This window comes from Chitinophaga sp. S165, assembly GCF_003182155.1.
Taxonomy (GTDB): Bacteria; Bacteroidota; Bacteroidia; order Chitinophagales; family Chitinophagaceae; genus Chitinophaga.
In genome coordinates this window covers 1442529-1465242 of record NZ_QGTG01000001.1, presented here as the reverse complement: position 1 = coordinate 1465242, position 22714 = coordinate 1442529, and the positions used below count along the sequence as shown (strand labels likewise).

The 22714-nt window shown below is 45.5% G+C and carries 15 protein-coding genes; 7 read left to right on the top strand and 8 right to left on the bottom strand.

Annotated elements, in window-relative coordinates:
- Positions 1–5: 5 nt before the first annotated feature.
- On the bottom strand, positions 6–1274 hold the full coding sequence (locus C7475_RS05325; RefSeq protein WP_110051884.1) for an NAD(P)/FAD-dependent oxidoreductase: 1269 nt from the start codon (positions 1272–1274) through the stop codon (positions 6–8).
- 278 nt (positions 1275–1552) lie between these two features.
- On the opposite strand from C7475_RS05325, the gene C7475_RS05320 reads away from it, so the two are divergent.
- Positions 1553–1972, top strand: a complete 420-nt coding sequence (locus tag C7475_RS05320) for a response regulator (RefSeq protein WP_110051881.1) — start codon at positions 1553–1555, stop codon at positions 1970–1972.
- Positions 1973–2519: 547 nt separating this feature from the next.
- Complete coding sequence (locus C7475_RS05315; protein WP_233259767.1) at positions 2520–3443, top strand: lysophospholipid acyltransferase family protein; 924 nt, start codon at positions 2520–2522, stop codon at positions 3441–3443.
- Here the strand turns inward: C7475_RS05315 and C7475_RS05310 are convergent.
- From C7475_RS05310 to C7475_RS05300, 3 genes are all read right to left on the bottom strand, one after another.
- Complete coding sequence (locus C7475_RS05310; RefSeq protein WP_110051879.1) at positions 3440–7174, bottom strand: AAA family ATPase; 3735 nt, start codon at positions 7172–7174, stop codon at positions 3440–3442. The genes C7475_RS05315 and C7475_RS05310 overlap by 4 nt on opposite strands.
- A 4-nt stretch (positions 7175–7178) precedes the next feature.
- Entirely contained in the window at positions 7179–8423 is a 1245-nt protein-coding gene (locus tag C7475_RS05305; RefSeq protein ID WP_110051876.1) for an exonuclease SbcCD subunit D C-terminal domain-containing protein, read from the bottom strand.
- Positions 8424–8530: 107 nt separating this feature from the next.
- Complete coding sequence (locus tag C7475_RS05300; RefSeq protein ID WP_110052822.1) at positions 8531–8935, bottom strand: ester cyclase; 405 nt, start codon at positions 8933–8935, stop codon at positions 8531–8533.
- 142 nt (positions 8936–9077) lie between these two features.
- Between C7475_RS05300 and C7475_RS05295 the strand changes: the two genes are divergently transcribed.
- Entirely contained in the window at positions 9078–10514 is a 1437-nt protein-coding gene (locus tag C7475_RS05295) for a PLP-dependent aminotransferase family protein (RefSeq protein ID WP_158286426.1), read from the top strand.
- On the opposite strand, the gene C7475_RS05290 is transcribed toward C7475_RS05295, so the two are convergent.
- From C7475_RS05290 to C7475_RS05280, 3 genes are read right to left on the bottom strand one after another with little or no spacing between them, the layout of a single operon-like run.
- Positions 10511–12910, bottom strand: coding sequence for an outer membrane beta-barrel family protein (locus C7475_RS05290; protein WP_110051871.1), 2400 nt, complete (start codon positions 12908–12910; stop codon positions 10511–10513). The genes C7475_RS05295 and C7475_RS05290 overlap by 4 nt on opposite strands.
- A gap of 51 nt (positions 12911–12961) precedes the next feature.
- On the bottom strand, positions 12962–14008 hold the full coding sequence (locus C7475_RS05285) for a cell wall metabolism sensor histidine kinase WalK (protein ID WP_110052821.1): 1047 nt from the start codon (positions 14006–14008) through the stop codon (positions 12962–12964).
- Positions 14005–14679: a response regulator transcription factor gene (locus tag C7475_RS05280; protein ID WP_110051868.1), complete on the bottom strand. Its 675-nt coding sequence runs from the start codon at positions 14677–14679 to the stop codon at positions 14005–14007. Before C7475_RS05280 ends, C7475_RS05285 begins: the two co-directional genes overlap by 4 nt.
- Before the next feature lie 125 nt (positions 14680–14804).
- On the opposite strand from C7475_RS05280, the gene C7475_RS05275 reads away from it, so the two are divergent.
- The gene (locus C7475_RS05275) at positions 14805–16895 is read left to right on the top strand and encodes an LTA synthase family protein (RefSeq protein ID WP_110051866.1); all 2091 of its coding nucleotides are present in this window, start codon (positions 14805–14807) and stop codon (positions 16893–16895) included.
- Between the two features lie 515 nt (positions 16896–17410).
- On the opposite strand, the gene C7475_RS05270 is transcribed toward C7475_RS05275, so the two are convergent.
- Positions 17411–18439: a hypothetical protein gene (locus C7475_RS05270; protein ID WP_110051863.1), complete on the bottom strand. Its 1029-nt coding sequence runs from the start codon at positions 18437–18439 to the stop codon at positions 17411–17413.
- 416 nt (positions 18440–18855) lie between these two features.
- Between C7475_RS05270 and C7475_RS05265 the strand changes: the two genes are divergently transcribed.
- The 3 genes from C7475_RS05265 to tssR are packed head-to-tail and all read left to right on the top strand — an operon-like array spanning position 18856 to position 22702.
- Complete coding sequence (locus tag C7475_RS05265) at positions 18856–19356, top strand: type VI secretion system transmembrane protein TssO (protein ID WP_233259766.1); 501 nt, start codon at positions 18856–18858, stop codon at positions 19354–19356.
- 54 nt (positions 19357–19410) lie between these two features.
- Positions 19411–20355 carry a PKD domain-containing protein gene (locus C7475_RS05260; protein ID WP_110051861.1) on the top strand — a complete coding sequence of 315 codons (945 nt, stop codon included), beginning with the start codon at positions 19411–19413 and terminating at the stop codon, positions 20353–20355.
- A 7-nt stretch (positions 20356–20362) separates the two neighbouring features.
- Positions 20363–22702 carry a type VI secretion system protein TssR domain-containing protein gene (tssR, locus tag C7475_RS05255; protein WP_110051857.1) on the top strand — a complete coding sequence of 780 codons (2340 nt, stop codon included), beginning with the start codon at positions 20363–20365 and terminating at the stop codon, positions 22700–22702.
- Positions 22703–22714: the final 12 nt, after the last annotated feature.

Here is a 22714-nt window from a genome sequence, read left to right as displayed (position 1 = left end):
GAATATTATGTTCGGAAGATCATTCTCAATACCTGATCTCTCGTAAGATAGGCATAGATCCAGCTGTAGAGCGTTCGTACCTTGTTATTGTAATTCACGAGCGATATGACGTGAATGAACAACCAGGCGATTAATGCCATAAAGCCGTTGAGATGTACTTTGTGCTTAAAAAGATCTACCACCGCATTATGTCTGCCAACAATGGCCATGTCTCCGCGGTCAAAATATTTAAACGGTTTGGAAGGCTTGCCTTTTGTCAGTAACAGGAAGTTCTTCGCCAACGTCGTGCCTTGTTGTATTGCTACCTGTGCTACCTGCGGATGTCCTTTCGGATAAACCGGGTCAGTGAACTGAATACTTATATCCCCGATAGCAAAGATATTCTCCACGCCTTCCACCTTATTAAAGTGGTCCGTCTTCATTCTCTTGCCAGGGCCAAGACTGGAGGCAGGGATCCCCTCAAATGTATTCGCGATCACACCGGCCGCCCATATCAATGTTCCTGCTTCAATTATTTCTCCGTCATTGAAGCTGACCTTCTGATCTGAATAGTCCGTCACATGTGCGTGTAACTTCACCTTTACACCCAGCTCTGTCAGTGCTTTATACGTTCCTTTGTGTGTCTTCTCACTCATAGGGGCCAACAGGTTAGCTCCACCATCCACTATATGAATGGCGCCTTTGGCATGCTTCAGTTCCGGGTAATCCTTCGTCAGGATGAACTTGCGCATCTCAGCCAGCATACCAGCAACTTCTACACCAGTAGGACCGCCGCCAGCTATTACGATGGTCAGTAGTCTTGTACGTTCCTCCGGATCGGTTGTCGCAGCAGCCCGCTCCATTGTCTTGAGCATCGTATTCCGCATGATCAGCGCATCATCAACACCCTTCAATGAGATGGCGTTCTTTTTAATGCTTTCAATGCCATAGAAATTTGTTTGCGATCCTGCCGCAAATACCAGGTAGTCATAAGGCAAGATACTCTCATCACTTAAATAAACTTTTTGGGCGTCGGGGTCTACTCTTAAGATCCCGGCCATACGAAAGGCGATGTCCCTGTCCCGGAATAATTTTCTGAACGGATAACTGATACTGGAAGGCTCCAGAAAACTGGTCGCTACCTGGTACAACAGCGGCGTGAAATAATTGTAGTTATTCTTGTCTACCAGCGTAACCTGGTAGTGTTTGCTGTTGTAGAAACGCTGGACGAAATTAAGTCCTGCAAATCCTCCACCGATAACAATAACTTTTTTTCCGGTTTCATTAGAAATCATATGTATTGCGTTAAATGTCTGGCTTGTCCGTCTGTAAATGGCAAATGACCGGGTACCTGAAGTTGGCGCACACGGTCCGGTTTTTCAGTTCCGGTAAACAATCGTTGTGCCGGGTTATAAGTATTTGATAAACAACTATTTTAAGCGGATGGTTCATTCGGGCGCCACTAAATATCGCCTTTTATCATGTGGAATGACGTTATTCAGTTATGCAAAACTGGCATGACTAATGCAGGTATTTGAGTCTCAGTATTTCATCACGCTAAAACCTGCATCTTATGGCTAAGACCGGACCGATTCTTATTCTTGAAGACGATCACGACGACCGGGAAATATATGAGAAGATCTTCGCTTCACTTGGAGTTAAAAATGAGGTCAGATTCTTTGAAGGAGGAGATGACTTGCTCCGTTACTTACAGGTAACTTTAGAACAACCGTTTATTATCTTCTCTGATATAAACCTGCCCCGAATGAGCGGTATCGAGTTACGACGGATAATCGATGCGGATCCCTTCCTGAAAAAGAAGAGTATTCCTTTTATATTTCTGACCACGATTGAATCAAAAGAAGTGGTAGAGGAAGTATATGAAATGACGGCACAGGGATACTTTGTGAAACAGTATCTTTTAAGTGATATCGAAAAACAGATCAAACAGATACTGGATTACTGGAAGGAATGTAAACATCCGAATTCCTAATATCATTTATACAACTTGTCAGGCTCCAGCATTTGGTCGGCTGTAAGCCGTTCCTGTAACAATCTCCTTATGTGATAGTATCTTGATCTTTTTACCCATCGAGGCATAGCAGCCGGCATGCATTCAATAGCTTTTCGCCGCCATACGCTCATATAGTATCAGGATTTTAGTATAGGATTTTGTGCAAATTAATCAATCGGCAGATGAAATGCACGACTGCTATCAGCTTTAAGAAACAGCCTGACGTGATACTTTTATGAGTATACAAACTGTGTACATCATCAGCATCCCTCTTTACTCATTTTAAACATAGTAAACTTGTGTATTTATTCTCCTTGTTGCTGATGTTCAATACGATAACAATTTAGCATAAACATCCTTCCTGCAAAGAAAAGTTAAGATTTAATATTTCATATAAATCGGTTCTAAATTTGCGTTAAAACACTATCGGGTATAGGGATAAATTCAGGATTTTGCATTGAGGAAGAATGCCCGTAAATAGCCCTAAAGGTCAAAGTAAATGCCTATGTATGATGCTGCTAATTCTATGAGGAGACCCGCAGGATATGCCCGCCACGATATAAAAGAAGCCACTGTGTTGAGGCGCCGCAACCTGCTCCATGAGCTGTTGTTTGTTTTGGTGTATTTGGTTAGCCTGCTGCCCGCAGGTATTTTAAAGGTGTTACAGAAATTACTTTATTGGTCGCTGTATAAGGTGGTCAGGTACCGTTATGATGTTGTTGTACAGAACCTTTCCCGCTCTTTCCCGCAGCGGAGTTACAAACAGATACAGGCCATCACAAGGCTCTTTTACAGGCACTTAAGCGGGCTGGCAGTAGAAACGTTGAAGTTAGGGTCTATGTCCGAAGATCAGCACCGCAGGTATATACAGATCCACAACCCGGAGATCCTGGACCATTGTCATCGGGAAGGAAGGAATGTGATCGTGGTACTGGGACACTATGGCAACTGGGAATGCCTGAATATCTTACCCAGGTATGTATCGGGCGATGTCTACGCAGTATACAAACCGGAACCCAGTCAGTTCATCAACAAGCTGTTATACCGCATACGGACAAGGTTCGGTATTAAATTGCTGGCTATCAATGAAACGGCTCGCTTCATGCTATCGCACCGGGACCATCCGAACACTTATATCTTCATTGCCGATCAGTCACCTTCAGTAAGGGCAAAATATAAGACAGATTTCCTCCATCAGCCTACAGGATTATTTACCGGAGCAGAGCAACTGGCCAAGTCGCTGGATGCTGTTGTTATCTACGCTTCTGTAAATAAACGGACGATAGGCGAGGGCTGGAACGTTTACTTTTCCCTGCTCACAGAAGAACCGGTAGATGTAGAGTCTTATGAGATCACGAAGACCTTCGCCTGGTACCTGGAACATGATATCATGCAATCGCCTCAATACTGGTTATGGACGCATAAGCAGTGGGAGCGGAGAGAACGTTAACCGCCCACCACTTCCACCTTGCTCTTGCCATTGGCTAGTCTTATCACCTTTATTTGCGTCGGTATACGCTCTGTCATTTCCTGCACGTGAGAGATCACACCTACTTTACGTCCCTGGTTGTGCAGGCGTTCCAATGCGTCTACTGCTACGTTCAGCGTATCGGGGTCCAGCGCGCCGAAACCTTCATCAATAAAGAGGGATTCTACTTTCATCTTGCTGGATGATAAAGAGGCCAATCCTAAAGCCAGTGCAAGCGATACGAGGAAAGATTCTCCACCCGAGAGAGAGAAGACGGTCCTCAGTTCATTCCCCATATCTTTATCCAGTACCTGTAGACCAAGATTGCCCGGGATCCTTAATAACTTATAACGGCTGGTCAGCATCTGAAGATGCATATTGGCATATCCCAGCAGGATGTCCAGCGTATATTCCTGTGCTATCTGCCTGAACTTCTTGCCGTCTGCTGATCCTATCAGCTCGTTCAGTTTACTCCAGTTCTCATGGATAGCAGTTTTAGCCGTGATCTCTGCCTGGAGGTTACCGATCTTCGATTTGTTCTCAGCGTCCTGCCGCAGCTGGTATTCAATATTGGTCCTTTCGTTGGTAATGTCCCTTAATGTTTTACGTGTATCGTCCAGTAATGCGGTCACCTCTTCCAGGGTGCGGTCCGTAATACGTTTAGCGGTATGATTGCTTACCTGTAATGTCCTTTCCTTCAGGGTAGCCTCGCTGGTAGTAACCGCCTGTTTGATAACCTGGATGGCCCTTCTCTCTTTATCTATCCAGGAGGTGGAGTAGGAGAGCAGTTGTATCAGTTCTTCTTCGGAAAGCTGCATACCATGTTCACCACTATACGCAGTTATCCATGTCGCAATTTCCAGATGTTGTTTTTCGATATTGTTTTTAAGAGCGGTGGTATCTTTTTCTGTCTGTGTCTTGCGGGTGTTATAAGTAAGTAATTCTTCCTTAAGACCAGTTACCGCGTCATGAGCGGTTTGCTTTACGGTCATGGCGGCATCGTATGCTTGTTTCAGCCTGGTTTCGAAGATAATGACGTCCTCACCGTTCAGCAGTGCCTTTCTTTCATTGTTCAATGCCTGTAGCTGGCCTTTAAGCCCATTCAAGGTATTCACTTTACTATCTACGTCCGCCGCTATAGATGGCGCCTGCCTGCGCATTTGCTCTAAGGCGGAACTGAGAACTTTCAGCTGCTGCGTATTATCTGCTATCTGTTGTACATTCTCTTTCCACTGTTTTGCAAACGAACGGATGCGCTCATCGAATACCTGCGGCTCTTTCTTCCAGTTGTCGATCCAGTTTGGATTATTGAAGTAAGGCGCGAGCTGGTCGGTCATTACCTGCAGATCGTTTATAATGTTTTCCAGCTGTTCATCCAGCTGCACCACAGTTTCCTGTTTGCTGGTCTTTTCCCGTTGTTTATCTTTTAATTGTTCGTTGGTGGTAAACAGATTGTTATCAAGCGCTTCCAGTTGTCCTTTCAGCTTATCCGCCTCGCGCTTTTTATCTTCATAAAGCGCGATCTGCGCGTTGTTCTCCTGTTGGGATCCTAATAGCTGTTGCAGATGATTCTCCAGCCATGTAGCCCGCTCTTCTACACTTACCGTAACACTGCTATCGGCCAGTTGGAATGATTGCCATTGTTTTTCGAGGGACGCTATCTGTTTATTCCTTTCTGCCAGTGCATTTTCATGTGCTGTTATTTCCTGTTGCAACCTGCCGGTAAGTTGCGTCAGACTGCTGATCTCTCCGGACAGGGTGTTATAGACACGGTTAGCTGCCAGGCTCTCATCCTCCAGTCCTTTCAGCAATGCATGTGCAAGCGGATTTTCTTCAGAGAATGGATGTTCCTTGCTGCCGCAAACCGGACAAGGTTCGTCAGGTATTAATTGCGCCCGTAATGATTCTACATTTTCAGCTACCTGCAGCCTCGCCTGATGCAGTAGTTTGTCTGCCAGTTCCTTTTTCGTTTGCGCTTCTTTCAGTTGCTGCTGTTTCTCCTGCAACGTTCCTGTTCTGGCAGTAAGTTCTTGCCGGCAGGTATCATACTGACGAGTGGTGTTTTCCTTCTCCTTCAGGTTAGAGAACAGTAATGCCCAATGAGCCTTCGCGGTATCAGCTTCCCTGATACTGGCAGCCAGATAGCTTTCTTTGACCTTTATCTCATTGACAGGTATAGCAGTCAGAGCGTTGTTCAGCTGTTCATACGTTGTATTTAAGGCTGATCGCTGTTGCTGATATTGTGTTACCTGTGTTTGCAGGGCTGTAACATTCTTCTCCGTATCGGCAATGAATGCCAGCGTGTCCTGCCTGTTGTTCGTGAGCTTTTGCTGTAATGGCAGCCACTTGGAAGCATGTCCCAACTGTGTGGTGATCTCAATGATGTTTTCGGCAATATCCTTCCTGCTGAGATGCTCTCTCTGCCAGTCTTCCAGTTTGGTGATGCCGGTGTTTATATGACCGATCTCTTTTTCTTTCTCGACCAGCGCATCCATGTGCGCATTATGTTTCTGCTGCGCAATGGTGGATTCTGCTTCCGCCGTTTTTACCTGCGTGGTCTTTTCAACGATCAGCGTGTCCAATGCTTTGGCCCTGTCTATGTCGGGCTGATAGCGGGTAATATCCTGCTGCTTCAACGATACTTCCTGGCTGGCTGTATCCAGTTGTTTAACCGCCGCCTGGTGACTTTCTGTTGTATGTTGTATACGGGATGACAAGTCCTGCAATGTGGATGATTTATCTGCCAGCTGCGCCTCCGTTGTTCTTTTCGCGTCTATCAATCCTCTTGCCGGTTGCACATTTTCTACCAATGTAAACGTGCGGATCCGCTCACCGGCACTTTCCATTTCCGTCAGCGCCTGCTGGTGATGCTGTGCCGCCTGCTCCATACTGGCATTAAGCCCCGCCAGTGAGTGATGCCAGTTGACTTCAGCAGTCAGGCCGGTGAGGGCCTTTTCCTGTTCCTCTGTCTTCTTCAGCAGTTCCTCTTTTTGGGCGGTCAGCCTTTCGTGCTGTTCTTCTGTCAGACTTACAATACCCGCCACCTGCGCTTTCAGGTTCTTCAGGTCCTGGTCTGCCAGTTTATATTTTTCAAATACCGTTCTTGATATGTCAGAGTAAATATCGGTACCGGTAAGTTTCTCCAGTAACGATGCTTTCGCATCTTTGTCGGCCTTCAGGAAAGCAGTGAAGTCTCCCTGTGCCAGCAAAACGGAACGCGTGAACTGTTCGAAGTTCAACCCTACGAGACGTTCTATTTCTTTCAGCGTTTCGGTCTTTTTACCGGGTACAGCGATATTGGCGGAGAGGTTAAATAATTCGACTGTATCTGTCTGCAGATTCCCGTCAATCTTATTACGGGCACGTTTAACAGACCAGGTAGCTTTATAGTTGTTGCCATCAGTACCGGCAAATTCCACTTCTGCAAAACCATCGGCAGTACCGTCGCGTAGGATCCCCCTGATATCGCCCTGGTTGAGTTTATTGCCAGCCAGGTCCTGGATCTCAATACCGGTTTCTTTTGCCTGCTGGTAACGTGGGGTTTTAGCATATAAGGCCAGGCAAAGGGCATCCAGCAGTGTGGATTTACCTGCACCGGTAGGTCCTGTAATGGCAAAAATACCCGCCTGACTAAGCGGTTCTTTCGTGAAATCTATCTCGTTGGTATCTTCCAACGATGCCAGGTTCTTAAAACGAATGGCTAATATTCTCATGCGCTTACTGCTCTTTTGTATTGATTTCCTGTAATACCTGGTTGAATAGGGCAACCAGTTCTTCCGGGGTGTCGCTGTTATAATCCGCCCTGTATATCTGTTTGAAAATATCCAGTGGGTTGAGCTCCTGTAACTGGCCGGCGCTCACGGTCGTCTCTCCGTTCTCTTCCGTCTCTCCGGAAGGGTACCGCACATCTATCTTCGCCAGCCGTACATGTTTGCCTGCCAGTGCCGTCTCTACCTTATGACGCAGTGCTGGTTCCGGTCCTTCCAACAGTACCCGCACCTCCAGGTAAGGGGCCGTACTGAGATCTTCTCCTGCCTCCGGCAATTGTAACAGCTGCTCCTGCACTTCCGCCAATGGTAAGGGCTTGGCTGGTACACGCAGTAGTTCCGTCGTCACAGGTATTTCACACAAGCCTATCTCACTGATCTTGCCTTCCGTAATATCGAAAGTAACCACCTGGTGTTTGTAGTTCATTTCGGAAAAGGACATCGGTAGCGGACTGCCGCTATAGCGGACATTTTCCTTTCCGCCGATCTTCTGGGCTTTATGGATGTGCCCTAATGCGGTATACAGGATGTCTTCATGAAATGCTTTTGCAGGTACGAATTCTATCCCACCCATGATCACCCGTTCTGTTTTATCGTGGTCCGACAGTTCTGCGTCCAGCGTATGCAAGTGCGCCATTGCAATGATGCCCTGGCCTTCCTGTTTTTTAGTCAGCGCATATTCATACGCCTCCTTGTACAAGGCCGACACCCCATCCGCATACAGTTGAGCGCTCTCGGCTACCGATGGATAGTCGCCCATACGCAGGAACGGAATAGCGAGGCACCACAGTGCGGTGTTACCCTGTCTGTCTTTAACAGGAACAATCATTTTTTCATAGTCGATGCTACCGTCTTCCTTGCGCTCTATCATACCAATAATGTGAATGCTGGACGATTCAAGCAGTGGTTTCGGCGCCTCAAGACGGGCAGCGGAGTCATGGTTGCCTGCCGTTACAATGATCTGCAGGTCAGGTTGCGCCTTGATGGCGTTATTGAGAAAAGAATAAAATAGCTTAATGGAGCTTGCAGCGGGATTTGCGACGTCAAATACGTCACCGCTGATAATCAACAACTCAATGTCTTTTTCCTTAATGGTATCCACCAGCCAGTTCAGAAATTGCTGGTGCTCATACGTTCTGTCATACTGATAAAAGGTTTGCCCGATATGCCAGTCCGCAGTATGCAATATTTTCATCAGATATTTTTTGCAAAGATAAAACATGACAAAAATTAAATGGCCTGCGCACAGGCAGGCCGCTGTCATCCTTACAAAAATAGGCAATCGTACTTTATAAAGGCTTTTTACCTGGGATGAGATTTACTTAGTTCATAAGCGCTCCGCTCAACCCAGTTATGAGCCAACTTGTTATCCCTGATCTCCCATACGGCTGTACCTGTGAAGGCAACATGTTTGCCGTCGGCAGGCAGATCAAATATGCCATGATTATATCCCCGGTAGATCCAACGGGACACCACCCTTGTGCCATCTGCACTTTCGAAGATCTCAACATTTTCCAGGTGGCCCTGCTTCATCTTTTGCTGAAATCCTTTTACCCATTCCTTGAACTGCTTCCTGCCATGTACGTGCTGACCTGCATTGGTGATGATAAAATCTTCCGTCATTAGTTCATCTATCAGGTCCAGATCGTATGGATGGCTCCATACGTTATTCCAGAAATGTAATACGAGTTCTTTTCCTGTTTTCATTGTTCATCGTTATTATGATACAAAGTTCGGGAGAAACCTACTACCAAAAGGAATACAGATCTTAGCTAAAAATGTACACCAGTGTATCTGCAGGCTCCGCCTTTTCCCTAATAACTTACCTTTAGGCCAGATATTGATAACCATGAGTAAAATATTCCGCTATGAAGAGGTGATGAAAAGGGTAGAGGAGGTCATTAACGGACTTGCTTTAAAGCCGGGTGATAAACTGCCCTCCGTACGTAAGGTGAGTGAAGAACTAAAAGTAAGCCATAAGACAGTGTTGCAAGCCTATGCTTTACTCGAAGCTAAAGGATTGATCGTTTCCCGTCCACGATCCGGATATTTCATCGATACCGTTTCCACAGGCACTACCATGAGTCAGGATAATGCGATCATTCCTTTGCCGGCAGTGGTGGAGCTAAATACGATGGCTACCACTATGATGAAGAATGCAAGAGTAAAAGGAGTGATCAATTTCTCAATGCTGGCTCCCGCCAACGAACTATTGCCTGTCAGCCGTTTGAATAAAGCGCTCAATACCGCTCTGGCAGGTATGGGAGTGGATAACTACCAATACCCGATGGTAACAGGACATCCCTGCCTGTTGAAACAGATAGCCCGTCATACCCTGGAATGGCCTAACGGACTTCCGGTAGATAAGATCCTCATTACGAATGGCTGTATGGAAGCTGTTAACTTATGCCTCGATATACTAGCCAAACCAGGCGATATCATTGCCGTTGAAAGCCCCACCTATCACGGTATTCTTGAAAGCCTGGAAATAAGAGGTCTGAAGGCAGTTGAAATAAGAGTGGATAATACTACAGGATTACGTCTGGACGACCTGTCTGTCGTATTAGCTACCTATAAGATCACCGCTTGTATCTTTATGCCTTCCTGTCACCATCCGCTTGGATGTTCTATGCCGGAAGAGAACAAAAAACAGCTGGTGAGGATGCTCGGTGAGCGGAATATCCCGCTGATAGAAGACGATGCACTGGGTGAACTGCACTTTGAAAAGAACAGGTCATTACCGGCCAAAGCTTATGACGGGTACGATAATGTCCTGTACTGTTCCTCATTCTCAAAGACTTTGGCGCCCGGCTTCAGGATAGGCTGGCTATCAGCAGGAAAATACCAGGCCGCTGCTCAAAAGCTGAAATGGGCTTCTAATATTTCTACCACCGGCATCTTACAGGAAGCCCTGGGACGCTTTCTGGAAAGTGGGCGGTATCCTGCACATTTGAACAAGCTGCGTCTCGACCTGCAGGAAAATGTTTCCAGATACCTTTCCGCTGTCAATCGCTACTTCCCCCAGCCTGTGAGGATCCATATGCCTGCGGGCGGCCTTAGCTTATGGATCGGACTTCCTGCAGACGTCGACACGCTGCAGCTGCAACGGAAAGTACTGGAACAGGGCATCGGCATCTGTCCGGGACATATTTTCGCTGCTTCGCAGATATACAACAATTATGTCCGGATCAATTACGGTGCTCCCTGGAGTGCCAGGATCGATAAGGCGCTGAAGAAAGCAGGCAGCATGATCTCCCAGACATTACAAATGAAAACTATCAGCTAAAACTTATAACTATATCCCAACCGGATCACCTGTGTCTCATTATAATCAGTACTGGTGTACCTGAACCCGTTTCCGTTGACCTCCTTCTTTATCCGCAATGTATTAGCTATATCTGCGGCATTCACGAACACTTCTCCTTTGCCATGTTGAATGGCTTTTTTAATGCCGGCATCCACTGAAAAACGGGAAAAGGTCTTTCCCTGCGGTACCAGGTCTGGCGCCTGGTAAATAGCGGTCAGCTGTGCTTCAATCTGCCGAGGGAAATGGAACTGCCCATTCAGTTTAATATTGCCCGAAAAGAGATCTTCCCTGGCGGCGCTGAACACATTCTCAACGGGATATTTATTTACCACACTGAAAGAATCAACAATATTCTGATAGCCATTCAGGTTAAGGTTGAATGTCGCCATTTCTGACACCTTCTGTGAGATGATCAGTTCAATACCGGTATTGTAACTCTTTCCGGCATTCTGAAATACATTATAGATCAGCGTACTGCCCGGAATGCTACTGGCAATCCTTGTAATCGTTGCATCCATGCGTTTGTGATAAAGGGAAGAGAACAGGGACCCGTTATTCCAGCTGGTCTTGTCGCCCAATTCGAAAGTATTGGTGTATTGCGGACGAAGCGCCGGATTTCCTACCTTAATGATCTCCGCATCATCATACTTCGGGAATATGCGGATATCACCTTCATTAGGCCTGTCTACCCGGCGATTGTAGTAAACAGATAATTTGTTGTTGGCCGACAGCTTGTAGGCCAGTCGCAGGTTAGGAAATGGTTGTGTATAATTGTAACCGTCGCTTTTGTAAGTAGGGTGAGTGGGGTTGACATCATATACGAGGTTTACGTATTCTATCCGCAGACCGGCCTCTATTTCAACCTTGTTGCTTTCATACACATAGTTGCCATAAAGAGCCGGGATGATTTCTTTATACTTTGCCCAACCACCTGCGCTGGCATCCAGCACGGAATGAATACCCGGTTTGAAATCCATGTTCACAGGTATATACCGGTACCGGAATTTCATCCCACCTTCAAAACGTCCATGTTTTAAAGGATGTACATAGTCGACGGTCAGGTCGGTCACATGCTCATCTGAAAGTACTTTAAAGGAGTCCAGACCAGTGTATTCCGGCATAATGTTCGTGAAAAAGTATTTTTCATTTTCCCGGTGGAAGGTAGCGTTCAAACCAACATTCAGTGTCCTTCCCGGTTGACTGAAGCGATGTTGCCAGCTGGCAGAAAAGGTAGCAGTTGTTTTCAACTCATCTTCCAGGAACTGCCATAACCGCTGTCTTTCCGAAAGACTGCCATTGAAGAACGGTTCATCTCCCCGGTCCAGGATCTTTTCTGTGCCAAACAGGCCTGATACAGTAATGATGTCGCTGTTGCTTACAGACCAGTCCATACCTGCTTTCACAGTCGAAAAATTGGTGGTCCTGTTCCTCTTGGTTTGCTGTTTCACGGTGTCGCCGTTGTCATAAAACCTGTCCACAAATTCATTCTTATTCAGTGTTTTTGTATACAGATCATCTGCCTGCAAAAAGAGGTTAACCCTGTTCTTCCGGTAATTCAGCGACAAGGATGGATTGATCTTCGGCGTGGCATGATATTGAGGCCGGATGGCAGGATAGTTCTCCCGCTTTATCCATAAGGCGCCTAGTCCGCCGCTGAAGCCGATCTTACCATTAAAGCCATCGTGTTTTTCTTTTTTATAGATGATATTGATAATGCCGGCATTGCCATTGGCATCATATTTTGAAGAAGGGTTATTAATGATCTCTATCCTTTCAATTGCGGAAGCAGGAATATTATCCAGGCTTGTCTGACTTCCGAAACCTGTCAGTGCTGTTTGTCTTCCATCTATCAGCACCATCACCTTGTCACTACCCCTCAGTTGGATCTTCCCATCTGTTGTTGTTACACCTGGCAGGTTTTTCATTGCCTCCAGTACCGATCCTCCCGCCTGACTGATATTATCAGCTACATTAAAGGTCTTTTTGTCCATCCTGATATCTTCCTGCTTGCCGCTTACCGTAACGGCGTTAAGCGATCTGGCGTTCTGCGTTAGCAGAATATTTCCAAGATCGAGGAAAGCACTTAATTGTCCCACATTGAAGGGCTGTATATCAGGTTTATAACCTACGTAGGAGAAGATAAGCAGGTAATTGCCACTCCTGATGTCCGGTAAGGAAAAACGGCCGTCGTCACCTGTAATTGTACCTGCTACAAAATTACTGTCCGGCGTTTTAAGCGTAACGCTGACGAACGACAGTGGATTTTTATCTGTAGCATCTTTTACAACTCCTGTTACGTTTACTTTAGGAGATTGCCCTTTTGCTACAGCTATTATGAACAATAGAAAAAAATGAATGAACAGTTTTCCTTTCATGTAGGTTTTGTTTCCGCATAGTTACTACGTGAATCGAAAGGAAATCTAAAGTCAGAAATGTAAAGAGAAGATATGATGCATATTATAAAAGTCGTAGCTGACCTTCCATCCATACCTGCTACAGATCTGTTTCACCAGCGATAAGCCAAGTCCTGTACCCCGTGTAATGGAAGACGTTGTAGTACCAAAGCGCTTGAACAACTGATCGTGTTGCAAAGCTATTGTACCTGAATTAGCAACGGACAAATGTTTTTCTGAAAGTGTGATGGTTATTGTGCCGTTGTTGGGAGTGTACCTGATAGCGTTCGTGATAAGGTTATTGAGCAGGATCTCGATAAGGATCTTATTGCCTTCTATTGTGATACCGTAAGGGATCCCCGTTTCTAATGTAAGGTTTTTACTATCCGAAAAATTGGAGAAGATATTGAGGGTACTTTCCAGCAACCCGGAAAGGTCTATCACTTCCCTGTCCATAAACTGACTGTTCTCTATTTTAGTGAGCAGCAGCAGGTTTTTGTTAATTCGGGCCACCCTTGACAAGGCCTTATTAGCATCTTCGATCAGTTCATATTGTTCATCTGTCAACAGTTTGCTTTGCAGCAATAAATCAAGTTTAGACTGTATAATGGCCAACGGCGTCTGTAATTCGTGGGAGGCATTGTCCGCAAATTCTTTCTGCTGGGCATATACAGCAATATTACCCGCAATGAGTTTATTCAGACTTTGATTCAGTTCTGAAAATTCATCAATATCCGTATCATCAAAAACAACAGTTTGCTGTTTGTCCAGGTTGAAACTTTTGATCTTTGCCAGACTGTTATAGAAAGGCTGCCACAAACGTTTGGAGATCCTGCGGTTGATGAGCACAAAGCCTATGATGAGCAGCAGGAAGAACATCATGGTGAGTGTAGTCACTATCCCGATGATCAGGTAACGGTCCTCACGACCTGCCGCTGCGGTCAGTTCAATATGATGTTCATTCAACTCATGACGCCATAACAAATTGATGATGATGTAATAGACGGGTATACTGAATACCAGTACCAGACCGGCATAGATCATGAATCTTTTTAAAGAGAGGTTCAGCAGTTTGCTCATATTTCCCATTTATAACCTGTGCCGTACAATGTTTTCAGGTAGTTGTCACAACCTGCTTCAGTTAACTTCTTCTTCAGATTTTTGATATGTACATAAATAAAGTCATAGTTGTCGAACATGTCGGCTACATCGCCGGAAAGATGTTCCGCCAAAGCGCTTTTGGAAATTACTTTATTTTTATTGCTGATGAAGTAAAGCAACAGGTCAAATTCTTTCCTGGTTAATGTAACGTTCTTCTCATTGACGGTAACTGTCTTGGCAAGCAGGTTGATCCTGAGTTCATTTTGTTCAATGACATTGACATTGCCGAAATGCTTGCGGCGGATGATAGAATAGATGCGTGCCGCGAGCTCCGGTAGGTGGAAAGGTTTGGTCAGATAGTCGTCCGCACCGATCTGCAATCCTTTAATTTTATCTTCCAGTGAGTTTTTTGCAGAGATGATAATAACGCCATCCTGTTTGTTCTGTTCCTTAATCTCTTCCAGGATCTTCAATCCATCGCCACCAGGCAGCATGAGGTCCAGTAAGATGCAATCATAGTCGTGAACGTCGATCTTATCCACAGCCTGCGAAAAGGTAGTGGCATATTCGCAGAGATAGTTCTCATCCGACAGGTAGGTACCTATACTCTTCGCCAGCGCCGTTTCATCTTCTATTATTAAAATTTTCATCTGTGAAGGTATTGATGCATTCTGAATAGATTCTGAAGAGAAGACCTCTTCCAATTTGCGACAGAATTCCTTTCAAGTTACGACAGAATTGGCGATTAAGTTTGCGGCAGATTAAAACAGCGCGTATGGCCAGGGACGAAAGGAACGGAAGGTTCTCACTTATAATATTGATCGTTGCATTACTTTTAGCATTGTCTGCCTTAACCCGTATAATGTTGCTCGCAGGCACGCACTCATCGGGAGTTTCCATAACACAGTTCGCCGGTTCATTGTTCATTGGATTATTATATGACCTGTCGGTAGCGTCTTTTGTTATCATACCATTTGTGCTGCACTTGTGGCTGCAGAATGATTTCATATACCGGAAGAGCGTACTGCCTTTCGTCTGCCTGTTCTTTGCAGGGATCCTCGTATTGCTGCTGTTCACGGACCTTGTGCCTAAAGACTATAACCGCGGGCTCTTCAACGCGCTTATATACTATGTCACGATCCGTTTTGCTATTTATATCTTCCTGTTTTTTATGCCTTATTCCTTCCGCTTACGATGGCGGACCGGGATCCTGTATATAAGCAGTGTATTGATCGTTTTCCTGTTGTTGTTTAACGCAGTAAGCGAATGGTTCTTCTGGCAGGAGTTTTCTACGCGATATAATTTTATTGCGGTGGATTACCTGGTATATACTACAGAAGTGCTCGGAAATATCACCGAATCATATCCACTGGTGCCGATAATAACCATAGTAGCGATACTGGCTATCGTCATTGTGGTCCTGTTACGAAGGGTGGTCCGGTCCGGTGTCAGATCATCATTTCCGTTCCTGAAACGATCTGCAATAGCGATCATACTTTTGCTGATGCCATTATTGGTATATTATTCCGTACAGGAAAAATGGCGGCATTTCAGCAGGAATGAATATGCCAATTCGCTGGCAGGAAACGGGCTGTATGAGTTTGCCGCCGCCTTTACTCAGAATGAGCTTGACTTCTATAAATTCTATCAGACTATCCCCGATTCAACAGCGTTCACACTGTTAAGAAAACAACTGGAAACACCTAACAGCCGTTTTGTAAGCACCGATCCTTATAACATAGAAAGAGATGTTACCTATGCGGAGCCGGAGAGAAAGCTGAACGTTGTGCTCATCAGTGTGGAGAGCCTGAGTGCCGGTTTTATGAAGGCCTTTGGCGGCAACGAAAATATCACCCCTTACCTCGATTCCCTGGCACGTCATAGCCTGTTATTTACCAATCTCTATTCGTCCGGTACCCGTACGGTACGTGGCCTGGAGGCACTGTCCCTTTCCATCCCGCCAACGCCCGGTCAGAGTATTGTCAAGCGACCCGATAATGCACATATGTTTTCCTTAGGCAGTGTATTACGCGGGCATGGCTATAGAACGCAGTACATCTATGGTGGCTACAGCTACTTCGATAACATGAAGGAATTCTTTAGCAACAACGGTTATGAAGTGATTGACCGTTCGGCCATACCAGCAGCGCAGGTACATTATCAGAATATCTGGGGCGTGGCCGATGAAGATCTTTTTTCTTTGTCTATGCGTGTCCTCGACAACGACAACAAAGCCGGGAAACCGTTCTTCGCCCATATTATGACGGTCAGCAACCACCGGCCGTATACTTATCCTGACGGAAGGATAGATATTCCTGCGTCACTGCAGATAAGAGAAGGGGCTGTCAAGTACACTGACTACGCAATCAATAAATTCCTGACGGATGCCAGTACCAAGCCCTGGTTTGATAGTACCATCTTCGTGATCGTTGCAGACCATTGTGCGGGCAGCGCCGGTAGTGTTGAACTGCCTGTTACGGGATATCACATTCCCATGCTGATCTATGCACCAAAGGTCTTGCAACCGCGGGAAGTAAACACGTTGACAGCACAGATCGATGTGGCGCCTACAGTACTTGGCTTATTACGCCTGCACTACCATTCCAAATTCTTCGGACAGGACGTGTTGAATACGCCAGCTGATAAGCAACGTGCCTTTATCAGTACTTACCAGGGACTGGGTTATCTGCGCGATGGCAAACTGGTGGTACAATCGCCGGTAAAGAACATCCATGAATACCTGCCTGATTTCAGAAATGGTAATGCCGCTACTGTTCAGGTGGAAGGCAGACTGGCCAAAGAAGCGATCGCCTATTATCAGGGGATCAGCTGGTTGCTAAAGCACCGGCGGCAGCAGGATAACTGACAGTTCATCTACATTTTCTTGTTCAGGCATGCGGCTGTCGGTGACTTCAGGTTTATTTTATTAGGACGCGTTGTCAACGCGGATTATTCAAAGAGAAGTGAATGAAATTCAAAGGGAGTAAGATTGCTTACCATTTAACTTTCTGATCACATCACAAATTTAAGCAGAAAAGAGATGCGGGAAATACTGATTTTTACTCGTTAAAAAGTGGTATAACAAGCAGAATAACAGTGTTTTAGGCGTATTCGTCGCTAATGTGACCGATCAGGCTTTTTTCCGGGATTTAGTTCCCATTATACAAGGTTCATACAAGGATTAACTTACGTTCATCTTACGTTCAAAGACGTAGGATGAACGTAAGTTAATCCTTGTATGAACCTTGTATAATGCAGGTAAAATGGGAACTATATACCGGAGCTATCGGATGCTGATATAATATCAGAACAATGATAAGTGAAGAGGCTGAGACTTGTTTATACGAAGAGAGGTCAGCTGTGCAAAGCTAACGATTTGAATTATTGATATTGAATATATACGGGGCTTGGATACAGTGCCAGCACTTCCTCCGGTTTCATCATCCGTTTACCCGCTTTCGGGTCTGCCTGATAAAATAGTTTGAAGCCGGTATACTGAACAGGCTCCCCGGCAATGAATCCCTCATACATATCCATCTTTTTGGCGGGAGAGCCGGAATCGTCCATATTGATCACTACCTGCACCTCTGGTACCTTTTTAATGTTTTGGTAATTGGTCAGCATCGTCTGTGTAAAGCGGTGAACCACTAATACTTTAGGGGGGAGGTTATACTTTTTCACGATCCCCGCCAGGAAATTGATCGCATAGTTGATATCTGCAGCGTCAAAAGTGCCGATGCGGGAACTGGGGATCTGCAGATGTTTCGTTGGATATTCAGGATCTATTCCAAGATGCGCTTCCGGTAAGCGCAGGTATTTCTCTAACGGTGGCAGTTCGTCCTGGAGGGTGCTTAATCCTACCTGTACATCCAGGAATAACAGTGTTTTGTGCAGGTAGGCAAGTGTAACAGCTTTGTCAAGTTCTTCGGTCGGCATGCGGAGGCGGTATTTTCCGGAAGGCCCGGGCTCTTGCTGTGCAGTAACAGCAACAAAATGAATGGCAGGCCTTACGGGGATCGTCGTGTCTGCCTGTTGCCATCTGCCGGCTTCTTCCCGCAGCTTTGCCATCATTTCCTTTTCAGGGATGCCCAGTATACCTGTTTCAGGCGTATAGAGGGTGCCATAATAGGCGACGATCCTGTTATATGGAAGCAGTGCCCCCTCCAGTGGGACTGCTCCATATACAGGCCATTTTTCCGAAGGGTTGTTATGCACGAGATGAAGAAGCAACCGTTGATAGCGTGAGCCATCTTTCACGTCGGCTGCAAAGACGGTTGACGACTCGGCCGACATCAGGGGCAAACTATCCCCCAATGGCGCACGATCATCCTCCCGGGTGGCCGGAGTACAGGTATATGTTAAACAGGAAATAAACATAACTACTGCAAACCTGTAGAACAGTGATAGCATAGAGCGTTATTTTTCTAAAGTTAGCTGCGTCTACCCGTGGCTAATAATACTGTCCCGACAACTGATGACTCCATCATCACACAAAAGTAGTAGCTGGTATATGACCCGGTCCACGGCACTTAATATATCTCATAACACCTGTAAGGGCCTTAATGTTTGAATAACCTTATAAACTATTATTAAATTATTCAACACTGTTTCCGGTGTCGTTAGCTGGCATAAAACAGATAGAAGATCATCTCTACCGTCGCATAAAATCTTCATAAGTACTCATCTTTTCAAATCCTTAACATATTAATTAAATATATGATTTACACTGTTATAGGGGACGCATACTCCCACATGTGGGGATATGCCAAAACTTATTTTATACTCAATTTTGCCTCATCAGATAATGAGAAACAGAAAGTGCAATTATGATGATAAAGCTTAGCGTAAAAGAAAGAAGAGAACAGTTCTTATTCCTGTTGGCATTATTCTTACTTACAGTTTGCCTGCTGGGTTTTGGTCTTTTTTATGATCCTTCCGGTAGCCGTAAAGAGGTTTCAAAGGCTGACCTGACAGACAAACTATCACAAGATGCGGCGTTTGAAAATGTAGTGGAGGTACAACGTGCAACTATTGATACTGCCTATAAACAAATCAGCAATTTTGATCCTGCAGTTAAAGCAGTGTTTCTTGAAAATGACATTCGTTATTCGATAGGTTCTATTAAGTCCAACTATGACAGAAAGGCGTTCGACCCGCGGTATAAATCTTTTCTGCAGATATCTCTGTTATACAACACGCTGTTTTTTAACAGACGTGAGCTCAGGGGAAATATCAGCGATATGGAGAATTTAAAGAAGTCGCTCGAAGACTGTAAATTGTCTACCCGCCAACTTAAGGAAAGCATTGGGAGTCAGAATAGCCGCTAAAGACACAGCAGTAACCACTACATACTAAACCATAACCATACAATTAATATTGTCATGTTCGACCCGATCATCGAGAATGAGAGATCAGTGCGCAATAGTTCACAGCGTTCAATATTCATCTACATCTTTATTGCAATCCTGGCCCTCTCTGTTTTAATTTTTTTCTTCAAAGACGTATTCGCTGATAAACGTACCAGCGATGCCGGGATACTGAAAAATGAACTGTACCTGAATGAAGATCTTGTTTTTATCGACAATACCACAGGTGCAAAGCGCTGGGCCTGGGAATTCGGTGATGGAGCCGGATCCAGCCTGCAAAGCGGTACCTATCACTATGCAAAAGCTGGTTCTTATATTATAAGACTGACCATAGACGGTGAGCTGCGTGTACAGTTTCCTGTAACTGTCAAAGACACCGTAACCGTACAGGATACCGATACGGCATTAACTATTAACGGACCAACGTCCGGCGTCGTAAATGAAGAAGTGCGGCTCGAAGCTGAAGGCAAAGGTGCACAGTTCCAGTGGTCTTTCGGTGAAACAGGCCGTGTGGATGTTAACGGCAGGACGGCTTTATACACCTTCCGCTCTCCGGGTAAATATCTTGTACGGCTTACCAGCGACAAAAGCCATCCGGTTACACACATTATGTATATCACTGATCCAAGTCTGGACACAGTACTGGTCGTGCCCGGAGAAGGCGAGCGTAAGATCATAGATGATATACGTGCACGCCTGCAGGCTATCGCTGATGGCGATGACTTTAACTCAAATTATTATTACCTCACCAGCAAGTATCTCTGCAACAATGAAAAGGTAACTGTGGCAGTTGAACAGGACAGTGTGAAAAAGACGAACGACTTTTACACGTATTGCATGGGACTTACTTTCGGTGGTGAAATATCAGTTGATCAGGCACAGCTTACAATTAGTCCGAATGCCTCCTGTGCTACATTATTGAACATTAAACAACACTCCGCCAGGATAGTGAACAAATAGACTCCGAATGAAGAAATTATTATCAAGTTTTATCCTGCTGATACAGGCGGGCTGGGTATGTGCGCAATTGACTTTACCCTTTCAGCAAAAAGTTAAGTCCATGCCGGAAACATTTGTAAGACCATCAGAAAAAACGAATGTGAATGACCTGCGGCCCAAAACGGCCGCTCCCTGGGTGGTGTTCTCCGATCGTGACGACAACTACACGACCACCACTCCGGGCGGTAGCCTCTTTATGAAGAAGCTCAACTTCATGGAGCCGTTTTATGTGAGTGCCGAAAAGAATGGATACGTGAAATTGATTCGCTATAACAAGGGATTACTAACAGGCAGGAAGCTCAATAACAAGAAGGGCGCAGAAAGCCTGGGCTGGATCTCCCGCTGGAAACTGCTGATGTGGAACCGTTCTTATACCGATCAGCAAACCGGGTATCCTGAAAAGGCGATCTCCATTATCAATGGTAAACTGCCCATGACGGTATCACAGTTCTATTACGATAACACCGATTCCGCATATGTATACAGTTCTCCCGAATTGAAAAGGATCGTAGGTAAAGTAAGACTGCATCAGATCAGCTACATCTATAAAAGATCTGAAGACGGAAGGAAATTCCTCATTGGTAATGAAGACCAGCTGGTAGCCGATAGTGCAGGGAAAGCGATATGCGGATGGATAGCTGCTGATGCCATGCATAACTGGGGAAGCCGCCTGTATATCTCTCCGGCTGTACCCGGCGATGGCGCCCTGGCAGATTCAGTATCCGCGATATTAGATCAATCACATGCCGATCCTTTGCTGACAGAGAACGATGTTATACTCCGGAGCGCTCCCATATTAAAGGGTAGTACTGCTTCCGGTTATGTGGTGGGCAACGCAGTAGATGTCTATGATAAATCCCGGAATACGCTCATTACGATCAACGGTTCTACATTGAAGTACACCGATTACCTGGATATCAGAAAACATATACATAATGTGAACATAGTTTTTGTGATCGATGCCGGTAGCGCTATGAAGAAGTATTTCCCGGGATTGACCAATACGATACAGTCGCTCGAAAATGTATTCAGGGAATACGATAAGAAACACACACTGAGCTATGGCGCCGTGGTGTACCGCGATAACCAGAATTGTGTTGCAAAAGGTATTGATAGTACGGACGGTATTTATCCTGATTACCGGAAGTTGATGAGTTTCCTCGGCGATGAGGCGACAAAAACAGTACAGTGTAATGATAATGTAGCAGCGGCTCCTTTATATGATGGCGTTCGTACCGCGCTGAACATGTTCAGTACACATCATAATGAAACGAACCTGGTGGTACTGATCGGTAGTGTAGGAGATTCTACAGAACATTTCCGGGGACTGAGCGAACAATTCGGACGCGCCAATGCCAGACTGCTCACTATCCAGATGTACAGCGATTATAACGAGTGGTATAACAACTTCGTGCTGAATGCAAAGAAGCTGGTATCTGAATCCGCTGTTTATTCTTCGGAGATCAAAAAAGGACAACTCATTAATGGCGAAGGCTTAGACAACAGGCAGGCTTACAATACCAGTCAGCTCGATTCTGTTTCCTTCTTCCTCGATTACCCGGAAAACAGCCTGATACAGGGAGGCGTGGTGTTCCCGACCAAAGGAGCGGTGAACTCCAACAAGTATATCACCGGGGCGGCACGTCGTTTCCTGAGAGAAACAGATCTTGATATAAACAATCAGATCACTTCCCTGGACAGTGCTTTCCGCTTGCGTGGTATTGCAAACGCTAATCTGTCCGCAACAGTGAAGGCGCAGCTGCCTGCTCCTGTAAGTGAAGAAGTAGCAGACAGAATGCCGCATAACGGTTTTAAATACTTCATGACGTCAACGGTACCTGCCGATGTGATGGCAGGACGCGACAGCCTGTTGCAATATACCCTTGTGCTGAACAGCGCAGAGTACAAACAGATGAACGATATCATCGCGTTCATGGCGGGACAGAACCTGGCGCCTGATCAATCTTCATTCAGAAGGAAACTGGTGACCAACTACGTGAATATTCCGCGACAACTGTTAGACCTCCGCATGTCTAAAAGTAGTATCAGGTCGATGACGCTGACCGATTACTTCAAAACTGTAACAGGCTTTCCGCTGCAACAGGGAGCGTTCGGCCGCTATACAGTAGGAGATCTGAAGAAGAACAGCCGTATGCCTGAAACTGCATTCGAAAATTATATCAGGTTCCTGATCAGTTCCGGCGACAATATCAAGGCGGCTACCCAGGTAGGACAACAGTTCATATCTAACGGTAAAATTTATTACTATATCACGAAAGACAACTTCAGTGCTGACAATGAAAAATAAAATGGGATGGAT